The organism is Phaeobacter sp. LSS9 (assembly GCF_003443595.1).
In the GTDB taxonomy this organism is placed as follows: Bacteria; Pseudomonadota; Alphaproteobacteria; order Rhodobacterales; family Rhodobacteraceae; genus Phaeobacter; species Phaeobacter piscinae.
This window is the reverse complement of sequence record NZ_CP031956.1, coordinates 903,620-920,789: the sequence shown is the minus strand read 5'-3', so window position 1 is coordinate 920,789 and position 17,170 is coordinate 903,620. Positions and strand designations below refer to the sequence as shown.

The 17,170-nt window shown below is 62.2% G+C and carries 17 protein-coding genes and 1 tRNA gene; 5 read left to right on the top strand and 13 right to left on the bottom strand.

All coding sequences use genetic code 11. The annotated features are described in order from the left end of the window. Positions 1 to 257: 257 nt before the first annotated feature. The 7 genes from lexA to D1820_RS04410 all read right to left on the bottom strand — a co-directional run bounded on the left by lexA (position 258) and on the right by D1820_RS04410 (position 5,807). Positions 258 to 941, bottom strand: a complete 684-nt coding sequence (gene lexA / locus D1820_RS04440) for a transcriptional repressor LexA (RefSeq protein ID WP_118068010.1) — start codon at positions 939 to 941, stop codon at positions 258 to 260. 139 nt (positions 942 to 1,080) lie between these two features. After that, entirely contained in the window at positions 1,081 to 2,253 is a 1,173-nt protein-coding gene (glp, locus tag D1820_RS04435; protein ID WP_118068009.1) for a gephyrin-like molybdotransferase Glp, read from the bottom strand. Beyond that, a complete protein-coding gene (moaC, locus tag D1820_RS04430) occupies positions 2,254 to 2,724 on the bottom strand; it encodes a cyclic pyranopterin monophosphate synthase MoaC (protein ID WP_118068008.1) in 471 nt (156 codons plus the stop codon). It lies immediately after the preceding gene. Continuing rightward, the gene (gene trpC / locus D1820_RS04425) at positions 2,724 to 3,536 is read right to left on the bottom strand and encodes an indole-3-glycerol phosphate synthase TrpC (RefSeq protein WP_118068007.1); all 813 of its coding nucleotides are present in this window, start codon (positions 3,534 to 3,536) and stop codon (positions 2,724 to 2,726) included. Before trpC ends, moaC begins: the two co-directional genes overlap by 1 nt. 14 nt (positions 3,537 to 3,550) lie before the next feature. Further along, a complete protein-coding gene (locus tag D1820_RS04420) occupies positions 3,551 to 4,204 on the bottom strand; it encodes a uracil-DNA glycosylase (protein WP_118068006.1) in 654 nt (217 codons plus the stop codon). After that, positions 4,201 to 5,229 carry an anthranilate phosphoribosyltransferase gene (trpD, locus tag D1820_RS04415; protein ID WP_118068005.1) on the bottom strand — a complete coding sequence of 343 codons (1,029 nt, stop codon included), beginning with the start codon at positions 5,227 to 5,229 and terminating at the stop codon, positions 4,201 to 4,203. The genes D1820_RS04420 and trpD overlap by 4 nt, the downstream gene beginning before the upstream one ends. Beyond that, a complete protein-coding gene (locus tag D1820_RS04410) occupies positions 5,226 to 5,807 on the bottom strand; it encodes an aminodeoxychorismate/anthranilate synthase component II (protein ID WP_118068004.1) in 582 nt (193 codons plus the stop codon). Before D1820_RS04410 ends, trpD begins: the two co-directional genes overlap by 4 nt. A 198-nt stretch (positions 5,808 to 6,005) precedes the next feature. Here D1820_RS04410 and D1820_RS04405 point away from each other — a divergent pair, with 198 nt between their 5' ends. Beyond that, a complete protein-coding gene (locus D1820_RS04405) occupies positions 6,006 to 7,661 on the top strand; it encodes a divergent polysaccharide deacteylase family protein (RefSeq protein WP_118068003.1) in 1,656 nt (551 codons plus the stop codon). Positions 7,662 to 7,793: 132 nt separating this feature from the next. Here D1820_RS04405 and trpE read toward each other — a convergent pair whose 3' ends face one another. The 6 genes from trpE to fabI form a co-directional block, all read right to left on the bottom strand. Beyond that, complete coding sequence (gene trpE / locus D1820_RS04400) at positions 7,794 to 9,305, bottom strand: anthranilate synthase component I (protein WP_118068002.1); 1,512 nt, start codon at positions 9,303 to 9,305, stop codon at positions 7,794 to 7,796. 15 nt (positions 9,306 to 9,320) lie between these two features. Then, positions 9,321 to 11,162 carry a peptidylprolyl isomerase gene (locus tag D1820_RS04395; protein ID WP_118070022.1) on the bottom strand — a complete coding sequence of 614 codons (1,842 nt, stop codon included), beginning with the start codon at positions 11,160 to 11,162 and terminating at the stop codon, positions 9,321 to 9,323. 146 nt (positions 11,163 to 11,308) lie between these two features. Beyond that, complete coding sequence (locus D1820_RS04390; protein ID WP_118068001.1) at positions 11,309 to 12,499, bottom strand: aminotransferase; 1,191 nt, start codon at positions 12,497 to 12,499, stop codon at positions 11,309 to 11,311. A 199-nt stretch (positions 12,500 to 12,698) separates the two neighbouring features. After that, a complete protein-coding gene (gene gpt / locus D1820_RS04385) occupies positions 12,699 to 13,202 on the bottom strand; it encodes a xanthine phosphoribosyltransferase (protein ID WP_014874783.1) in 504 nt (167 codons plus the stop codon). Positions 13,203 to 13,251: 49 nt separating this feature from the next. Beyond that, positions 13,252 to 13,866 carry a LysE family translocator gene (locus tag D1820_RS04380; RefSeq protein ID WP_118068000.1) on the bottom strand — a complete coding sequence of 205 codons (615 nt, stop codon included), beginning with the start codon at positions 13,864 to 13,866 and terminating at the stop codon, positions 13,252 to 13,254. A gap of 116 nt (positions 13,867 to 13,982) precedes the next feature. Further along, a complete protein-coding gene (gene fabI, locus D1820_RS04375) occupies positions 13,983 to 14,801 on the bottom strand; it encodes an enoyl-ACP reductase FabI (RefSeq protein WP_024097099.1) in 819 nt (272 codons plus the stop codon). Positions 14,802 to 14,968: 167 nt separating this feature from the next. Here fabI and pdxH point away from each other — a divergent pair, with 167 nt between their 5' ends. From pdxH to D1820_RS04355, 4 genes are all read left to right on the top strand, one after another. Beyond that, entirely contained in the window at positions 14,969 to 15,574 is a 606-nt protein-coding gene (pdxH, locus tag D1820_RS04370) for a pyridoxamine 5'-phosphate oxidase (RefSeq protein ID WP_014880086.1), read from the top strand. A 118-nt stretch (positions 15,575 to 15,692) separates the two neighbouring features. Beyond that, positions 15,693 to 16,229, top strand: a complete 537-nt coding sequence (locus tag D1820_RS04365; RefSeq protein WP_024097101.1) for a cold-shock protein — start codon at positions 15,693 to 15,695, stop codon at positions 16,227 to 16,229. Positions 16,230 to 16,233: 4 nt separating this feature from the next. Further along, on the top strand, positions 16,234 to 16,776 hold the full coding sequence (locus D1820_RS04360; protein WP_118067999.1) for a DUF192 domain-containing protein: 543 nt from the start codon (positions 16,234 to 16,236) through the stop codon (positions 16,774 to 16,776). A gap of 43 nt (positions 16,777 to 16,819) precedes the next feature. Next, positions 16,820 to 16,896: transfer RNA gene (locus tag D1820_RS04355), tRNA-Pro, on the top strand. The last annotated feature ends 274 nt before the right edge of the window (positions 16,897 to 17,170 follow it).

The window sequence follows — 17,170 nt, the reverse complement described above, 5'->3', positions numbered from 1 at the left end:
TGCGCTCGCGTGGCGTCAGGATTCAGCGTCTGGCCGATCTATGCTCGCAAAGTACCTAGTTGCCAAGCGACGCAGGCCAACCACAAGTGCGAGAGAGACCAAAACAAAGGCTGCGTCTCGTCAGGCCTATGTCGCGCCACATCATATGGCAGCGCCTCTCGCACTCTGTTCGTCGTGCAGGGCTCTCAACCTCATAAATGTGCCGGTCCCGGGATACCGCACTTCCGCCCATGATGCTGGGGGAGCCACGATGTCGCTCAGTAGGTGCGGATGAGGCCGACGAGGCGGCCTTGCACCTTCACCTGATCCTGCGGGTAGCGGCGGGTTTCATAGGCGGGGTTGGCGGCCTCCAGCGCGATGGTGCTGCCCTTGCGATAGATGCGTTTCAGCGTGGCTTCTTGCCCCTCTACCAGGGCCACCACCACGTCGCCGTTGTCTGCCACCGCTGTTTCCCGGATCACGACGATATCGCCATCGTTGATCCCAGCCTCGATCATGGAGTCGCCGCGCACCTCCAATGCAAAATGCTGCCCTTGCGCCGAGAGCATGGAGGCGGGAACAGCGACCTGATGAGAGACCTGATTGATGGCCTCAATCGGAACACCGGCAGCGATGCGTCCCATCACCGGCAGTTCCATCGCGGCGATCATCGCAGGCGCCGATACCTGATTTGCAGGGCTCTGGGCAGGAAGTGCCACCTCCGTCGTCTGAGCGGTTTTGCCAAGGCTGTCCGGCAGGCGAATAATCTCAATCGCGCGGGCCCGATGGGCGAGACGGCGAATGAAGCCGCGCTCCTCCAGCGCGGTGATCAGCCGGTGGATGCCGGATTTGGACCGCAGATCCAGCGCCACCTTCATCTCATCAAAGCTGGGCGGGACGCCATCCTTCTGCAGGCGTGTGTGGATGAAATCCAGCAAATCCAATTGCTTCTTCGTCAGCATGACATCCCTCTCAACCGCTCGATGTTTCTCTTTGTTCTACGCATGTTCCCGTTTTGTGTCAACGGGTCCTTGCGTAAAACCTGTCATATCCGGCGGAATTGACGATGAATTGTTGGCAAAGTGAAAGCGGAGCGCCCTGTCAGATCACAATATAGGCGAGCGGTGCGCCCTTGCCTCGGGGGGGATCATGCGGGGGACGAATGGCGAGGGCGTTTGCCTCGGCCAGAAGGGTTAGCCGGGCGCTGTCCTGATCGTCGAAGACATGTAGATCGCCGCCGCTCAACCTGGCGCGCATATAATGTGTCCGTGGGCCATTTGCAGGCAGGTCATGAGCCAGAGTTGCCGTCGCCGGCTGCTGATCCAGAGGTGACAAACCTTGCATCACGCGCAGCATGGGCAACAGAAAGACATGCCCGCAAACCATTGCAGATACGGGATTTCCCGGCAATCCCACCATCGCGGATCGGCCCAGCGTTCCAGCCATCAGCGGCTTTCCCGGGCGCATCGCAACCTTGTAGAATGCGCGCGACATGCCAAGCCCCTCGGTCACCCCGGCGACCAGATCGTGATCCCCAACCGAGGCCCCGCCAATGGTGACGATCAGGTCGGCGTCCTGCGCCAGATCCAGCGCCATGCGCAGGCTGCTTTCGGTGTCGCGGGCGATGGGCAAAATCCGGGGCTCAGCGCCTGCAGCGCTTAGCATGGCGTCCAGTCCAAAGGTGTTGGAGGCGATGATCTGATCCGGGCCGGGGCTTTCGCCGGGCAGGACCAGCTCATCCCCGGTGGAGATCAGCGCCACTGTTGGTTTGCGGTGCACGGGCACCTCGGCGATGTTCATCGCCGCGAGCAGGGCGATATCCGCCGGTGTCAGGTTGCGCGGCGCGTCAACAGTGGTGCCGATTTGAAAATCGCCACCTTTGGCGCGGATGTTATGGCCAGGTCCGGGATGGTCCGTGATGGTCAGCAAGGAGCCGGTAACACTGGTATCCTCCTGAATAACAACGAAATCAGCGCCTTCAGGCACTGGTGCTCCCGTGAAGATCCGCACTGCCTGGCCGGGGCCGACGCGCCCCTGAAACCCATGGCCGGCGGCGCTTTCTCCGATCACTTTGAACATCGCATCCCGCTCGACCTCTGCCGTCTTTACGGCATAGCCATCCATGGCGGAGGCCGCAAAGGGGGGCTGGTCCCGGTTGGCAGACACAGGTTTTGCCAGCACGCGGCCAGCAGCGGCGCGCAGGGGAACGGTCTCCACTTCAAGCGGAACCACCAGATCAAGCAGCGTGGTCAATGCGTCGGAAACTGAGATCATTTAGGCCTCGTATCGTCCTGATTTTCCGCCATCTTTCAATGTTACACGGATGCCGCCGATTGCCATCGCCTTGTCGACGGCCTTGGCCATGTCATAGACTGTGAGCGCTGCGGTGGAGACCGCGGTCAGCGCCTCCATTTCGACGCCGGTTTGGCCCGTGGTTTTCACGGTGGCCGCGATGCGGACGCCGGGCAGATCGGGGTCGAGGGTCAGATCCACGGCAACCTTGGTCACGGGCAGCGGATGGCAGAGCGGGATGAGCTCCGGTGTCTTCTTGGCCCCCATGATGCCTGCGAGCCGTGCCACCGACAGGACATCGCCCTTCTTTGCGCGACCTTCTGCAATGATATCATAGGTTTCGCGGGCCATGGTGATGTGACCCTCAGCGGTGGCGATCCGCGAGGTGACCGCTTTGTCCGAGACATCGACCATATGGGCGTCGCCCTTGCCGTCGAAATGGGTGAGGGGCATTACATGGCCCCCGGCATCAGCGGGTTTGCGAGGATGTCACGGGTCGCGGCGGCCACGTCATCCTGACGCATCAGGCTTTCACCGATGAGGAAGCTGCGCGCGCCGTAGCGGGCCATATCAGAGAGATCCGCAGGCGTGGACAACGCGCTTTCGCAGACAATGGTCCGATCGGCGGGAACCAGACGGGACAGGGTGCGGGTGGTGTCCAATGTGGTCTCAAAGGTTTTGAGATTGCGGTTGTTGATGCCAAGAAGAGGCGATTTCAGCTTGCAGGCGCGATGCAACTCTTCCTCGTCATGAACCTCTAGCAGGACGTCCATATTCCAATCAGCGGCGGCGGCTTCCAGCTCTGCTGCCTGCGTGTCGGAGACTGAGGCAAGAATAATCAGGATACAGTCAGCACCAAGCGCACGGGCCTCAGCCACCTGATAAGGATCATACATGAAATCCTTGCGCAGGGCCGGGAGGGCACAGGCCTCGCGCGCCTCGGTCAGAAAGGATTTCGCGCCCTGAAAACTGGGAGTATCAGTCAGCACGGAGAGGCAGGTTGCACCGCCGGCCTCATAGGCCTGGGCGAGGTCTGCGGGATGGAAATTCTCCCGGATCAACCCTTTGGAGGGGCTGGCTTTCTTGATTTCAGCAATCAGCCCGTAGCCATCGCGGCCGGCCTGCATAAGCGCCTTGGCAAAGCCGCGCACCGGGCTGGCATCACGGGCTTCGGCCTCAACCGCTTCGAGGGGTTTGGCAGCCTTGTCAGCGGTGATCTCTTCCAGCTTATAGGCCTTGATCTTGTCCAGCACTGTTTCAGTCATCTTGACGCCTCCCGTCACGCGTTCCAGTCAATTGTCGGCTGGCCCTGCTCAGCAAGCCAGCGGTTCACCGTCGAAAAGGGGCGCGAGCCGAAAAAGCCACGCCGCGCAGACAGTGGTGAGGGGTGCGCGGTCCTCAGGATAAGGTGATCACCCGGTTGGATATATTTTTCAAGCCCTTGGGCCTGTTTCCCCCAGAGAATATAAGCCGTGGGACGCTGGCTGGACAGGCTGAGGACCTCATGGGCGAGCTGCTGCCAGCCAAGGGTTTTGTGGCCGTTGGCCTCGCCAGCGGGGACGGACAAGACGGTGTTGAGCAGCAAAACGCCCTGACGTGCCCAGCCGCGCAGGTCGCCTGTCTCGCGCTCAATGCCAAGATCGTCGTGCAACTCTTTGAATATATTGTTCAAAGATCTTGGCAGCGGGCGCACATCGGGTTCGACCGAAAACGCCAACCCATGGGCATGACCGGGCGTCGGATAGGGGTCCTGACCCAGAATGACCACGCGGGTTTCTTCCGGCGGGGTCAGCGTGAGAGCCGCAAGGCGCTGACCCGCTGGCGGGAGGATATCGCGCGGATCCTCAGCCACCGCCGCAGCAATGGCCGGGTAGCGGTCAGCAAAAAACGGCAGCTTGGACCAACCGCCCAGATCCGACAGGCCTGCGTTCATTTGTCAGCGGCAGCGGTGGTAATGCGGGCGACGGCGTCGATCTTGTCGCGGGCCGCACCGCTGTCGATGCTGGTGCGGGCCATCTCGGCGCCGGATTTCAGATCGTTTGCTGCGCCCGCAACCACAAGGGCTGCGGCAGAGTTCAGCAAGACGGCGTCGCGATACGCAGAGGGCTCACCAGCCAAAAGAGCATCAAACGCTTTGGCGTTTTCTTCCGGGGTGCCACCGACGATTGCCTCAAACGGGTGCATGGGCAGGCCTGCGTCCTCCGGGTGGAGTTCCATGTCGGTGACACTGCCATCGGGGGCTAGGGCTGCGACCCAGCTGACGCCGGTGATCGTCAGCTCATCTGTGCCGTCGGAGCCGTGGACAAGCCAGGCCTGTTCCGACCCCAACTGGCCAAGCGTTTTCGCCATCGGGCGGATCAGATCGCGGTTGAACGCGCCGGTCAGCTGTCGTTTGACGCCGGCCGGATTGGTAAGCGGGCCAAGGATGTTGAAGATCGTGCGCGTGCCAAGTTCCTGCCGGGTGGGCATCACATGGGCGATGGCGGGGTGGTGCATCGGCGCCATCATGAAACAGATCCCGGCCTCGCGCAGCGCCTGTTCAGCCACCTTCGGGCCGACCATGACATTGATCCCCATCTGACCAAGCGCATCCGCTGCGCCGGATTTCGACGACAGGTTGCGGTTGCCGTGTTTTGCAACAACGGTTCCGGCCCCGGCCACGACAAAGGCGGTTGCGGTGGAGATGTTCAGCGTGCCCTTGCCGTCGCCACCGGTGCCGACGATGTCCATCGCACCTTCAGGCGCCATAACGGGATTGCATTTGGCGCGCATGACAGCCGCTGCTGCTGCATATTCGTCGACGGTTTCGCCGCGGGTGCGCAATGCCATCAACAATCCGCCCATCTGGCTCGGCGTGGCGTTGCCCTCAAACAGATGGGTGAAGGCGGCCTCGGCCTCATCTCGGCTCAGGGCGCGCTCCGCAGCGGCATCAATCAGCGGCTTCATTGCGTTGCTCATGCGGGCACCTTCATCACGTTGAGGAAGTTCTTCAGCAGCGCGTGGCCGTGTTCGGAGGCGATGGATTCCGGGTGGAACTGCACGCCGTGGATCGGCAGCGTCTTGTGCTGCAGGCCCATAATGGTGCCGTCGTCCAGCTCAGCGGTGATCTGAAGGCTGTCGGGCAGGCTGTCGCGATCAACAATCAGCGAGTGATAGCGCGTCGCCTCAAACGGCGAAGGCAGCCCGGCAAAAAGGCCCGTGTCGGTATGATGCATGGTGCCCATCTTGCCGTGGACGATATCTTTGCAGCGCACAACGTTGCCGCCAAAGGCCTGCCCGATGGTCTGATGGCCAAGGCAGACACCAAGCAGCGGGGTTTTGGTCTCAGCTGCGGCCTCGGTCAGGGCAAGGCAGATACCGGCCTGATCCGGATCGCAAGGACCGGGTGACAACAGAATGCCGGCCGGGTTCATCGCCATGGCCTCCTGCACATTCAGCGCGTCATTGCGGCGGACCTGCACGTCAGCGCCCAGCTCCCCCAGGTAATGCACGAGGTTGTAGGTAAAGGAGTCGTAGTTGTCGATCAGCAGCAGCATAGTCGCGGGCTCGTTTAAGGGCTGGCGGGCCGGGGCCGCGCCGCAGTATAGTGGTCGCAACATACATGTTCAGGGTTGCGCGGCAGCGTCAAGAGCACATCACCAACAGCAGGCGGGCCAAGCGTGCCCGACCGCCTTGGTGTGGCCTGGCCAACAGAATGCGACCGGTTCCAGAAGGCAACGAGAGGCAGGACAGAGATGCGAGGGTTTCTTGGAGGCGTGAGTTTCGGGGCCTTGGTGGCCGCAGGCGGCGCCGTGGTGTGGTCGCTGTCGGTGCCCTTGCCCAAATCGGTTGAGGTCAGTGTCGCCGAACCGGCCCGCAGTGAAGTGCAGGCCCCGGCGGCAGAAACCCCAGTAGACAGCGCCGGGAGCGATCCGGATCTGGTGGAAACCCCGCCAGCAGCGCTGGACCCGCAGGTGGTGGGTGATGATCTGGCAGCACTTGCGGATGCCGATACCGACCCCGCCAGCCGTCCCGACGTGGGCACCGAATTGGGCAGCGGGGATCGCGCTGCGCCCGGTGGCGTCGGCGCGCCGGCAATCGATGTGGCACGGGATGCGCCCGTCACCCCGGTTGACGCATTGCCCGCACCCAATGCCCCCAGTCAGGAGCAGCGTCTTGTGGTGGTGTCCGAACCGGCGCAGCCACCGGTGCCGCAGACTGCAAACGAAGCGCCCGCCCGGCTGACGACAGCGCCGGATCAACCCTCTCCCGATCCGTTGGGGCAGGACCCGTCCACACCATCGGCGGAGGGGGACGACGGCGACAATGACGCTTCCGCAACCGCAAGCTTGCCGGTGCCGGATGTGACAACCGGAGGTCCAGCCCTCAGCGCGGCAGAGGCTGGGGGCGACCAAGGACCAGCCTTGGGCGCGGTCCCTGGCCCGACGGCGATTCCAGTGGTGCCGGGACTGGGGCAGGCCGGGCCAACGGAGGTGGGCACGCAGCCTGCGGCAAGCGCTGAACCTAGGACGGGTGCCGAAGGCCAGGACGAGGATGCCGGGGCGCGGCGGATTTCCGATCTGCCAACAACCACCCCCACGACAGAACCGAGCAACACAGTGGATGAAACCGGCAGCCGCCCACGGATCGGCACCCCGGTCCGCCCGCTGACGGAGCGGGATCAGGCCAATGCGCCGGCGGTCGGCAGTCAGACCAATGCGCAGGCGGATGGGGTGCCGTTTGAACGCAACGCCGAAGCCTTCACGCCGGAGGCGGACCGCGCCCTGATGTCGATTGTTCTCATCGATGATGCCGATGCGATAGGTGCTGAGGCCTTGCAGGATTTCCCCTATCCGCTGAGCTTTGCGCTGGATCCAAGGGACCCGGAGGCGGCCGCGAAGATGGCACGCCACCGCGCTGCCGGGTTTGAGGTGATGCTGATCGCCGATCTGCCCCGCGATGCCGCGCCGCAGGATGCAGAGACGGCCTTGCAGGTCTGGCTGGAGACGCTGCCAGAGGCCGTCGCCGTGTTGGAAGGCGTGACCACCGGGTTTCAGGGCAATCGCCCGCTGGCCGATCAGATGGCCACGGCGCTTGGCGCGATGGGGTACGGGATGGTGACGCAGGATGCCGGGCTCAACACCGTGCAGAAGCTCGCCCTGCGCGAAGGTGTTCCGGCAGGTGTGGTGTTCCGTGATTTCGACGGCGCCGGGCAGGACCCCCGCGCGATCCGGCGCTTTCTGGATCAGGCTGCGTTTCGCGCCGGGCAGGAAGGGGCCGTGATCATGCTGGGCCGAGTTCAGCCGGATACGATTTCCGCCTTGCTGATCTGGGGCCTTCAGGACCGGGCAAACCGGGTGTCGTTGGCGCCGGTCTCGGCCTCTCTGCGCGCAAAGCTGCAGGCGGAATAAACGACGCGGCAGGTGGTTTTATGACAAAGGCGCCGCTCCGGTTGGAGCGACGCCTTTGGGGCCTTCGGCGAGAGTATTTTGGGAAAGGTGACAGGCAGGCGCTCATGACAGGCTGCTCGCCCAGCCTTTGACCTAGCTGTTGCCGTTGCCGGTGAAGCGGGCCGCATCCGCAGCGGCGCGGCGGATGGCGTTGGATTTGTGGACCGTCTCCATATATTCGGCCTCCGGGTCGCTGTCATAGACAACGCCGCCACCGGCCTGGATATAGAGGTTCTGGTCCTTGACGATGGCTGTGCGCAGCGCGATGCACATGTCCATGTCGCCGCCGGCCGAGAAATAACCGACGCCGCCGCCGTAGATGCCGCGTTTTTCCGGTTCCAGCTCATCAATGATTTCCATCGCCCGCACTTTGGGCGCGCCGGAGACCGTGCCTGCGGGCATGCCGGCAAAGAAGGCGTCCAGCGCGTCCTTATCCTCTGCCAGCTCACCCACGACGTTGGAGACAATGTGCATGACGTGGCTGTAGCGTTCGATGATGAACTTCTCGGTTGGGCGCACGGTGCCGATCTTGGCAACCCGGCCAGTGTCGTTGCGGCCCAGATCCAGCAGCATCAGGTGCTCTGCCAGCTCTTTTTTGTCGGCGAGCAGATCCAGTTCCAGCGCCTTGTCTTCCTCGGGCGTGGCGCCACGTGGGCGGGTGCCTGCAATAGGCCGAATGGTGACCTCCTGCCCGAAGACACGGACGAGGATTTCGGGGGAAGCCCCCACCACCTGAAAGCCGCCAAAGTTGAAGTAGAACATGAAGGGCGAGGGGTTGGTGCGCCGCAGGGAGCGATAAAGCGCGAAGGGGGGCTGGCGGAATTCCTGCGTCCAGCGCTGTGCTGGCACCACCTGAAAGATGTCGCCCGCGCGGATGTAGTCCTTGGCAGTCTCCACCGCGGCCATATAGCCGTCCTTGGTGAAATTGCTCACAGGCGGCGCTACCTCATCGGCATCGCCGAGATCGCGGCTTTCGGCGGGCATGGCGCGTTCCAGATCTCGGACCGCGTCCATCACCCGCTCTGCGGCCTGGGCGTAAGCCGCCTTGGCCAACTGGCCGTCGCTGGCCCAGGCGGGGGAGACCACGGTCACCTCACCCTTAACCCCGTCGAGCACCGCGATAACAGAGGGGCGCAGCATCAGCGCGTCAGGCAGACCAAGAGGATCGGGGTTCACGTCCGGCAGATGTTCGACCAGCCGGATCATGTCATAGCCGAGGTAGCCAAACAGGCCGGCTGCGGCCTGCGGCAGATCATCCGGCAGGTCTATTTTGCTTTCGGCGATGAGGTCACGCAGGCAGTCCAGCGGGTTGCCGTCCAGCGGTTCAAAGGCATCAGCGTCAAAGCGGGCAGACCGATTGAGGGCCGCGCGTTCCCCGTGGCAGCGCCAGACCAGATCCGGTTTCATGCCAATAATGGAGTAGCGCCCGCGCACCTCGCCACCGGTGACGGACTCCAGCATAAAGGCGTCCTTCTGGGCGCCTGTCAGCTTCAGCATCAGCGACACCGGCGTGTCGAGATCGGCGGCAAGCCGGGTGTAGACGACCTGGTTTTCACCGGCCTCATAGGCCTTGGCAAATGTGTCGAAATCGGGGGTCAGGGCCATTTCGGTCTGCCTTGATTACTGGAAGTTGGCCTGCACGGCATTGAGCGCCTGCGGGTCGATGCGCGGGGCCGCGCGGGTCTGGGCATCTTGGACGAAGGCTTCGAACAGGGCCTGTGCCAGCGCCTGATCAAGCTGGGTGCCCATCGCCTCGGCCAGCGCTGCCATTTCTGGCGTATCGGCCACCGGCAGGGTCTCAGTGAGGCGCACCACAACAGTGGCTGTGTCATCGCTGACCACGGCAACCTCGCCCTCTGCCAGATCAAAGACGCGGGCCATCAGCGGCTGTGGTGCCGCGTCGATATAGGCGGCGCGGGTCAGGCCGGTTTCTGATGTCAACTCGATACCCTCGGGGAGGTCTTCGCCGTTTCGCAGCATATCAGCCAGACGCTCGGCCTCGGCCTTCAGGGCGTCCTGCAACCGTTTGGTCTGCCAGGCCGCGCGCAGTTTGTCCTGCGCATCCGCGAAGGGTTCGGGGCGCGGGTCCAGTTCCTCATCCAAGCGGATTGCAAACAGGCTGCCATCCTCAAGGAAGGCCACTTCGGGGAAGTCTTCGGCGGTGACGGCGGATGCGGCCTGGCGGAACCCGTCATAGGCGGCGATGCCATCGGTGCTGCCGCTGTGCCAGTCCACCTTGCCAAGTTCCATGCCGGGTTCGTCAATCAGCTCCTCCAGCGTGGCACCGCCGGCGAGCATGTCGTTGATCTCCTCCGCGCGGGTTTCAATCAGGCGACGGGCGCGGTCGGTGGCCAGTTCGGCGCGCAGCTCATCCTTGACATCCTCAAGGATGGTCACGCGGGCCTCGAGACGGCCATTGACGCGGAACAGGGCCGGGCCCAGATCGCTGTCGAGCGGCCCGACGACATCGCCGACCTGTGCGGCAAAGACGTCCTGACCTGCGCTGCCAAGGTCACCCATGGTCACATCGCCCAGATCCACGTCCTGCAGGCTGAGGCCGCGATCCGCGACCAGCGCGTCAAATGTGTTGCCGTTGATGTCAAGCTGCGCCTTGGCGCTGTCGGCGGCGTCCCGGTCAGCAAAGACCAGACGCTCCACCAGACGGCGCTCGGGCACCTGATATTCGGCGCTGCGGTCGTTGAAGAGCTTTTCAAGCGCTGTGTCGTCGATCTCGATCTCATCCACCAGCGCGTCGGGGCGCAGCGCGGCATAGGTGATCACCTTGGTACGGGGCAGGGTGAACTGGTCGATATTGGCGTCATAGAAGGCGCGCAGCTGGTCTTCGCTCGGCTCGACCGCGGTGAGGGCGACGCTGTCTTCGCTGACTGTCAGCCATTCAAAGCTGCGGCGCGCGCCGACATAGCTGGTCAGTGTGTCGCGCAGCGTGTCGGGCATTTCAGTACCCGCCATGATGGCGCCCTGCACCAGGGTGCGGGCGGATTCTCGGCGCAGGTCGGCCTCAAACGCGGCCTCGGTCAGGCCGATATTGTCGAGTGCATATTGATAGGTGTCTCGGTTGAAGGCGCCGGTGCCATCCTGAAAGGCCGGGATCCGGCTGATTTCATCAAACAGGTTCTGATCGCCAATCGACAGGCCAAGATCGCTGCTTTCCTGATCCAGGGCGGCAATGGCGATCAAACGCCCCAGCACCACGCGGTCCATACCAAGCGCGGTCATCTGGGCGATAGGGATGCGCTGGCCGGTCTGCGCCTCAAGCGCGCGCTGTTCGCGCTGCAATTCGCGGGCGTAATCATCGACCGAGACCTCCTGATCGCCAACCACGGCGACGGAGGAAACAGAGCCTGTGAAATTCACGGCGCCAAATCCGGCCAGACCGATAATCAGCATCCCCATCAGGATCCAGACAAATGTATTTGATAGTTTTTTCATGCCTGCAGCCATGATGTCCTCGTATTGCCGGTCGCCGAACTGCACCGGGCAGTCGGGAATGCTGAAATGTCGAGGCTCTGAATACGCTGCCACCTTGAAAGGGGCAAGGGACGACTGATCAGCGTCCATGTTCAGAGCGGGCGAGTGGGGTGGATGGGTCAGGCTGTCCAGCTTGCCAGTCGGTCAAAAAGCGTGCGGATGCCATGTGTGTCGACATTGGCGAAGGCAATGCGGAACTGCCGTGCGCCGCTGGGATCGCCGTCCGGGGTGAACATGCTGCCGGGCAGCATCAGGACACCGGCCTCTTTCACCAGACGTCTGGCCAACGCGTCCGAAGAGGCCGCAAAGGGATGGGCGACATAGGCGAAATAGGCACCACACCCGAGAAGTTGCCAGCCCTGCGCCGCAAGTGGCGCAAACCCCGCCTCAATTGCAGAACGCCGGTTGAGCAGTTCCTGCCGTTCACCCGCGAGCCAGTCGTCAAGGTTCTCCAGCCCCCAGAGCGCGCCGACCTGTCCCAGCTGGGCCGGACATATGGTGACGGTATCGAGAAATTTCTCCATCTCCAGCAGATGGTCCGGATGGGCCGCAATCGCGCCGAGGCGATGGCCGGTCAGCCGGTAGGCCTTGGAAAAGGAATAAAGATGGATCAGCGTGTCCGACCAGTTCGGATCCTGAAACAGCGTGTGGGGCGGGCCGCTGCGGCTGTCAAAGTCGCGGTAGGTTTCATCCACGATCAGCGCCAGACTATGGGCGCGGGCCAGATCGTAGAACCGCTGCACCAGACCGTCGGGATATTCCACACCGCAGGGATTGTTGGGGGTTACCAGAACAATGGCGCGGGTTCTGTCGGTGATCAGTTTTGCGGCGGCATCGGGGCAGGGCAGCATGGCCTCTCCCACAGGCAGCGGGCAGGTCTCCACCCCCTGCATGTCGAGCCACATTTTGTGGTTGAAATACCAAGGTGTCGGCAGGATGACCTGATCGCCCTCACCACAGAGCGCCGCAATCGTCGCGGCAAAGGCCTGATTGCAGCCGGAGGTGATCGCCACATCTGCCGCAGACAGATCAGCTGCGTAGTGACGGTTCATTTTGTCGGCGAGGGCTGCGCGCAGTTCATCCCGGCCAAGCACCGCACCATAAAGATGGCTGCTGTCGTCGTTCAGGGCCGCCTCAGCAATGGCGCGGCGCAGCCCGTCCGGCGGTGGATCAGCTGGTGCCGCCTGACTGAGGTTCAGCAGCGGCAGATCTGCGGGCAGCGTCAGCCCCTGAAGCCAGCGCCGGGATTCGACAATCGGCGAGACAAAGGTGTCGCGGGTACGGGCATTTGGAAATGAAGCCTGTGGCATGGGTGTCCTGTTCTGCGTCGGCGTCTGTGGGTGAAACGGTGGCGCCTGTTTGGGCCACTCCGCCGCAAGTTCAGAGGTTTTGCAAGGGGCTTTGGTTGGGGGTGGTCAAATGGATAGCCCACATCTGCGCGCAAAAGAAAAAGACGCCCCCGAAGGCGCGTCTTGTTAGGTGGTCATTTGTTGCTTGGATCAACAGAGATCAGTCGGTGCCGCGATAGGGTTCGACATATTGCAGCGCCATATCCCAGGGGAAGAAAATCCAGGTGTCCTGGCTGACTTCGGTGATGAAGGTATCGACCATCGGTCGGCCCTTGGGCTTGGCGTAGACGGTGGCAAAATGTGCCTTCGGGTACATCTGGCGCACCAGCTCCAGGGTTTTGCCGCTGTCGACCAGATCGTCGATGATCAGCACGCCTTCCCCGTCGCCCATCAGCTCTGCATCAGGGGCTTTCAGCACTTCGGCCTGTCCCTGATCCTGATGGTGGTAGGATTTCACGCCGATGGTGTCGACGATGCGGATGTCCAGCTCGCGGCTGACGATCATGGCCGGGGCCATGCCGCCACGGGTGATGGCCACAACGGCGCGCCAGGCGCCATTGTCGGGCCCTTGCCCATCCAGACGCCAGGCCAGTGCGCGGCTGTCGCGGTGCAGCTGGTCCCAGGAAATATGAAAGCCTTTTTCATGAGGCAGACGATCGGTCATGTTTTTGATGCTCCTGTTAGGATCTGGCGTCCGGATCGCACATCAGCCCTCAGAGGACGGCGATCTTGACCCCGAGGGCGGCGAGCAGGCCGCCAAAGACCCGGTCGATCACATGTTTCAGATTGATATACCCACGGCGCGTTTTCTCAAAGGAGAAGATACGGGCCACAAAGGTGTTCCAGGTGACTTCACCCAGAAAGATGCAGATAAGCAGCGCCGCGAGGGTGAAAGGGCTGCTGCCATCGGGCACGGTGCCGACAAAGACAGCACCGAAAAAAGCTGCCGCTTTGGGGTTTGCGAACTGGGTGAAGACCCCCAGGCGAAACGCGGCAAAGGCCGTCTGCGGCAGTTGCGTATCGCTGACCTGCGACATCGGCTCATTGGCGTGACGCCACATGTTCCAGGCCATGTAGATCAGGAACAGGGCGCCGCCCACCTTCAGCAGGGTCAGCAGGAACGGGGCGTAGTCAAACAGCAGGTTCAGCCCGAACAGCGCGGCCGAGGCCCAGAGCACCGCGCCGGTGCCGATACCAATCGCCAGCGCCAACCCGCTGCGCCAGCCATGGGCAAGGCCAACGCGCGCGGCCATAAGGACGGCGGGGCCGGGGCTGATGGCCGCCATCAGGCAGAGCAGGACGGAAGCGGTAAAGGCAGCCAGTGTCATAATGCGGTCTCTGTCATTGGAAGAGGCGCGCGTGGGCCGCGCGCCTGCTGTGTCTTGCTTTGTGATACTGCCGCAACTGGTGTGGCAGCTGGACCTGCGCTTGCTTGCGCGCGGCCTTACTTGCGTCCGGTGGCCGCGTCGATGTCGGGGGCGTCGACCGCCTTCATCCCGACGACGTGATAGCCAGCGTCAACATGCAGGTTCTCCCCGGTCACACCAGAGGACAGATCCGACAGCAGATAGAGCGCGGAATTGCCCACGTCATTGATGGTCACGTTGCGGCGCAGTGGCGAATTGAATTCGTTCCACTTCATGATGTAGCGGAAATCACCGATACCGGAGGCTGCCAGCGTCTTGATCGGGCCAGCCGAGATCGCGTTGACGCGGATGCCGTCTTTGCCCAGATCTTCGGCCAGATACTTGACCGATGCTTCCAGCGCCGCCTTGGCCACGCCCATGACATTATAATGTGGCATGACCTGTTCCGCACCGTAGTATGTCAGCGTCACGGCGCTGCCACCTTCGGACATCATCTTCTCGGCACGCTGCATCACCGAAGTGAAGGAGTAGACCGAGATGTCCATGGTCATCTGGAAGTTGCTTCGGCTGGTGTCGACATAGCGACCGCGCAGTTCGTTCTTGTCGGAAAAGCCGATGGCGTGCACCAGAAAATCCAGCTTCCCCCATTTCTCTTCCAGCGCGGCGAACAGCGCATCGACGGAGCCTTCATCGGCCACATCGCAGGGCAGGACGATATCGCTGCCCAATTGCGCCGCCAGCGGGTCGACGCGTTTTTTCAGGGCCTCGCCCTGGTAGGAAAACGCAAGCTCAGCGCCGGCGTCGGCGCAGGCTTTGGCAATGCCCCACGCGATGGATTTGTCATTGGCAAGGCCCATGATGAGGCCACGTTTGCCGGCCATCAGTTGACTAGACATGCAGGTTCTCCGCCTGTGATCTTCGAATTAGACGACGTTTAGTCTGTCATGCGGGGCGCTTCAAGGGCGCTGTCTCTTGTCGTGGGGCCGATGTCGACCTAGGTTCCCAACAGCCACGCGCATTCCCGCGCCAGCCAACCCAAACAAAACAGACTATGAGGTGCGCCATGTCCGATCGCAGCGGTATCTTTGCGGGAGAGGATCCCTTTGCCATCGCCCGCAGCTGGCTGAGTGAGGCCGAGGAGAGCGAGATCAACGATCCCAATGCGATCGCGTTGTCCACGGTTGATGCAGATGGTCTGCCGAATTGCCGGATGGTCCTGCTGAAGGAGATCGAGGACGCGGCCTTTGTCTTTTATACCAACTACGAGAGCGCCAAGGCGCAGGAATTGGACGGGGCGGGCAAGGCTGCGTTTGTCATGCATTGGAAATCGCTGCGCCGTCAGGTGCGCGCCCGTGGGATCATCACCCGCGAGAACGGCCCGCAGGCAGATGAATACTACAAATCTCGATCTCTCAAGAGCCGCTTGGGGGCCTGGGCCTCGGCGCAGTCGCGGCCACTATCCAGCCGTGGCGCCCTGATGGCAGAGGTGGCGAAAGTGACTGCAACCAAAGGATCAAACCCGGATCGCCCGCCATTCTGGGGCGGCTACCGGCTGACGCCGCTGGAGATCGAATTCTGGGCCGATGGGGCATTCCGTCTTCATGATCGGTTTGTCTGGCGGCGCGAAACCCCCGAAGCGCTTTGGACCGTGGATCGGCTGTGCCCTTAGGTTATCTGCGGAAAATAGCAGATTTGTGATATTGGTGGGTGTTTTTAGCTTGAACTTCGTTCCGAGAATAGAGCATCACCTACGGGTTAAATACTGAAGAATACGGTGGACTACGGCAGTGGCAGAAGACTTGAGCAGTTTGCAGCAAATACGCGGGCTGGTGAAATGGTTCGATCCGACCAAAGGGTTCGGATTTGTCGTCTCTGACGAGGGCGGACCGGATATCCTGCTGCATGTGAACGTGCTGCGTAACTTCGGCCAGAGTTCCATCGCGGATGGGGCCGAGGTCGAGTTGGTGACGCATCGCACAGAACGCGGTGTTCAGGCGGTGGAAGTCCTGTCGATCACGCCTCCGACGCGCGACGACAGCCCTGTGCTGAGTGATTTTGCCGAAATGGATTCGGATGTTCTTTATTCTGAGCCATTGGTCCCTGCGCGGGTGAAGTGGTTTGACAAGGGCAAGGGCTTTGGCTTTGCCAATGTGTTCGGGCGCGATGAAGATGTGTTCCTGCATGTCGAGGTTTTGCGCCAGTCCGGCCTGTCGGAGCTGCAACCGGGGGAGGCCCTGGGAATGCGGGTCATCGACGGCAAGCGGGGCCGCATGGCGGTTGAGGTGCTCGCCTGGGAAGCCGCCCTGCTGGAAAAGCAGGACTGAGAAGATGCAGCCCCTCTGGATCCGAATGTCACGCCCGGTCATGCGCCGATTGACAGCAGGAGCCAGAGCCAGCGCAGTTTGTATCCTGTCTGTTGCCGCCGTTGCGGCAGCAGAGCACGCGGCGGCCCAAAGCGGGCCGGACGCCTGCCAGCCCGATCAGGTCGCCCTGCGTGGTCCCTGGGGGCAGACACAGTTTACCGTGGAAATCGCTGATTCTATTGAGGAACGTGCCGAGGGGCTGATGCATCGGCCGCATATGGCGCGTAGCGCTGGTATGCTGTTTGTCTACGAGGCGCCGCAGCGGGCCACTTTCTGGATGAAGAACACGCTGATCCCGCTGGATATGCTGTTTGTCGATCTGACCGGAACGGTCCGGCATATCCACCACCGGGCGATACCGGGTGATTTGACGCCGATTCCCGGTGGCGACAACGTCTTTGCGGTGCTGGAAATCAACGGTGGTTTGGCCGCACGCTACGGGATTTCTGTCGGCACCGAGCTGCGCCATGAAGTTTTTTCAAAGACAGGCGCAATTTGGCCCTGTTAGGGCTTTTCAAATCAGATTGGCAACGCTAGGAAGGCGCACGGTCCGGGGCGTGGCGCAGTCTGGTAGCGCACCTGTTTTGGGTACAGGGGGTCGTGAGTTCGAATCTCGCCGCCCCGACCATGTCATCCTTCGGGATGCAACGTAGACGCCGACTTGCCTGGTTCAGGCGGTCGGCGTTTCGCGTTCTGAATCCCCCAGATGTTTGGCACCGAACACTCCGGAAGGTGATCGCAATGGCGTCGGAGGTTCGCAGCGCCGATCCTGCGCGGGTTCGATGCTAGGAGGGCGGTTTGATCCCCCGAGGTCTGTGCCGTGTGGAGATTCGAAGTGGTTTCCAAATTGTCACCAAAATCGCCTTAAAGGCGGCTTCGTTAAGGAGTGATTAACCATCTGT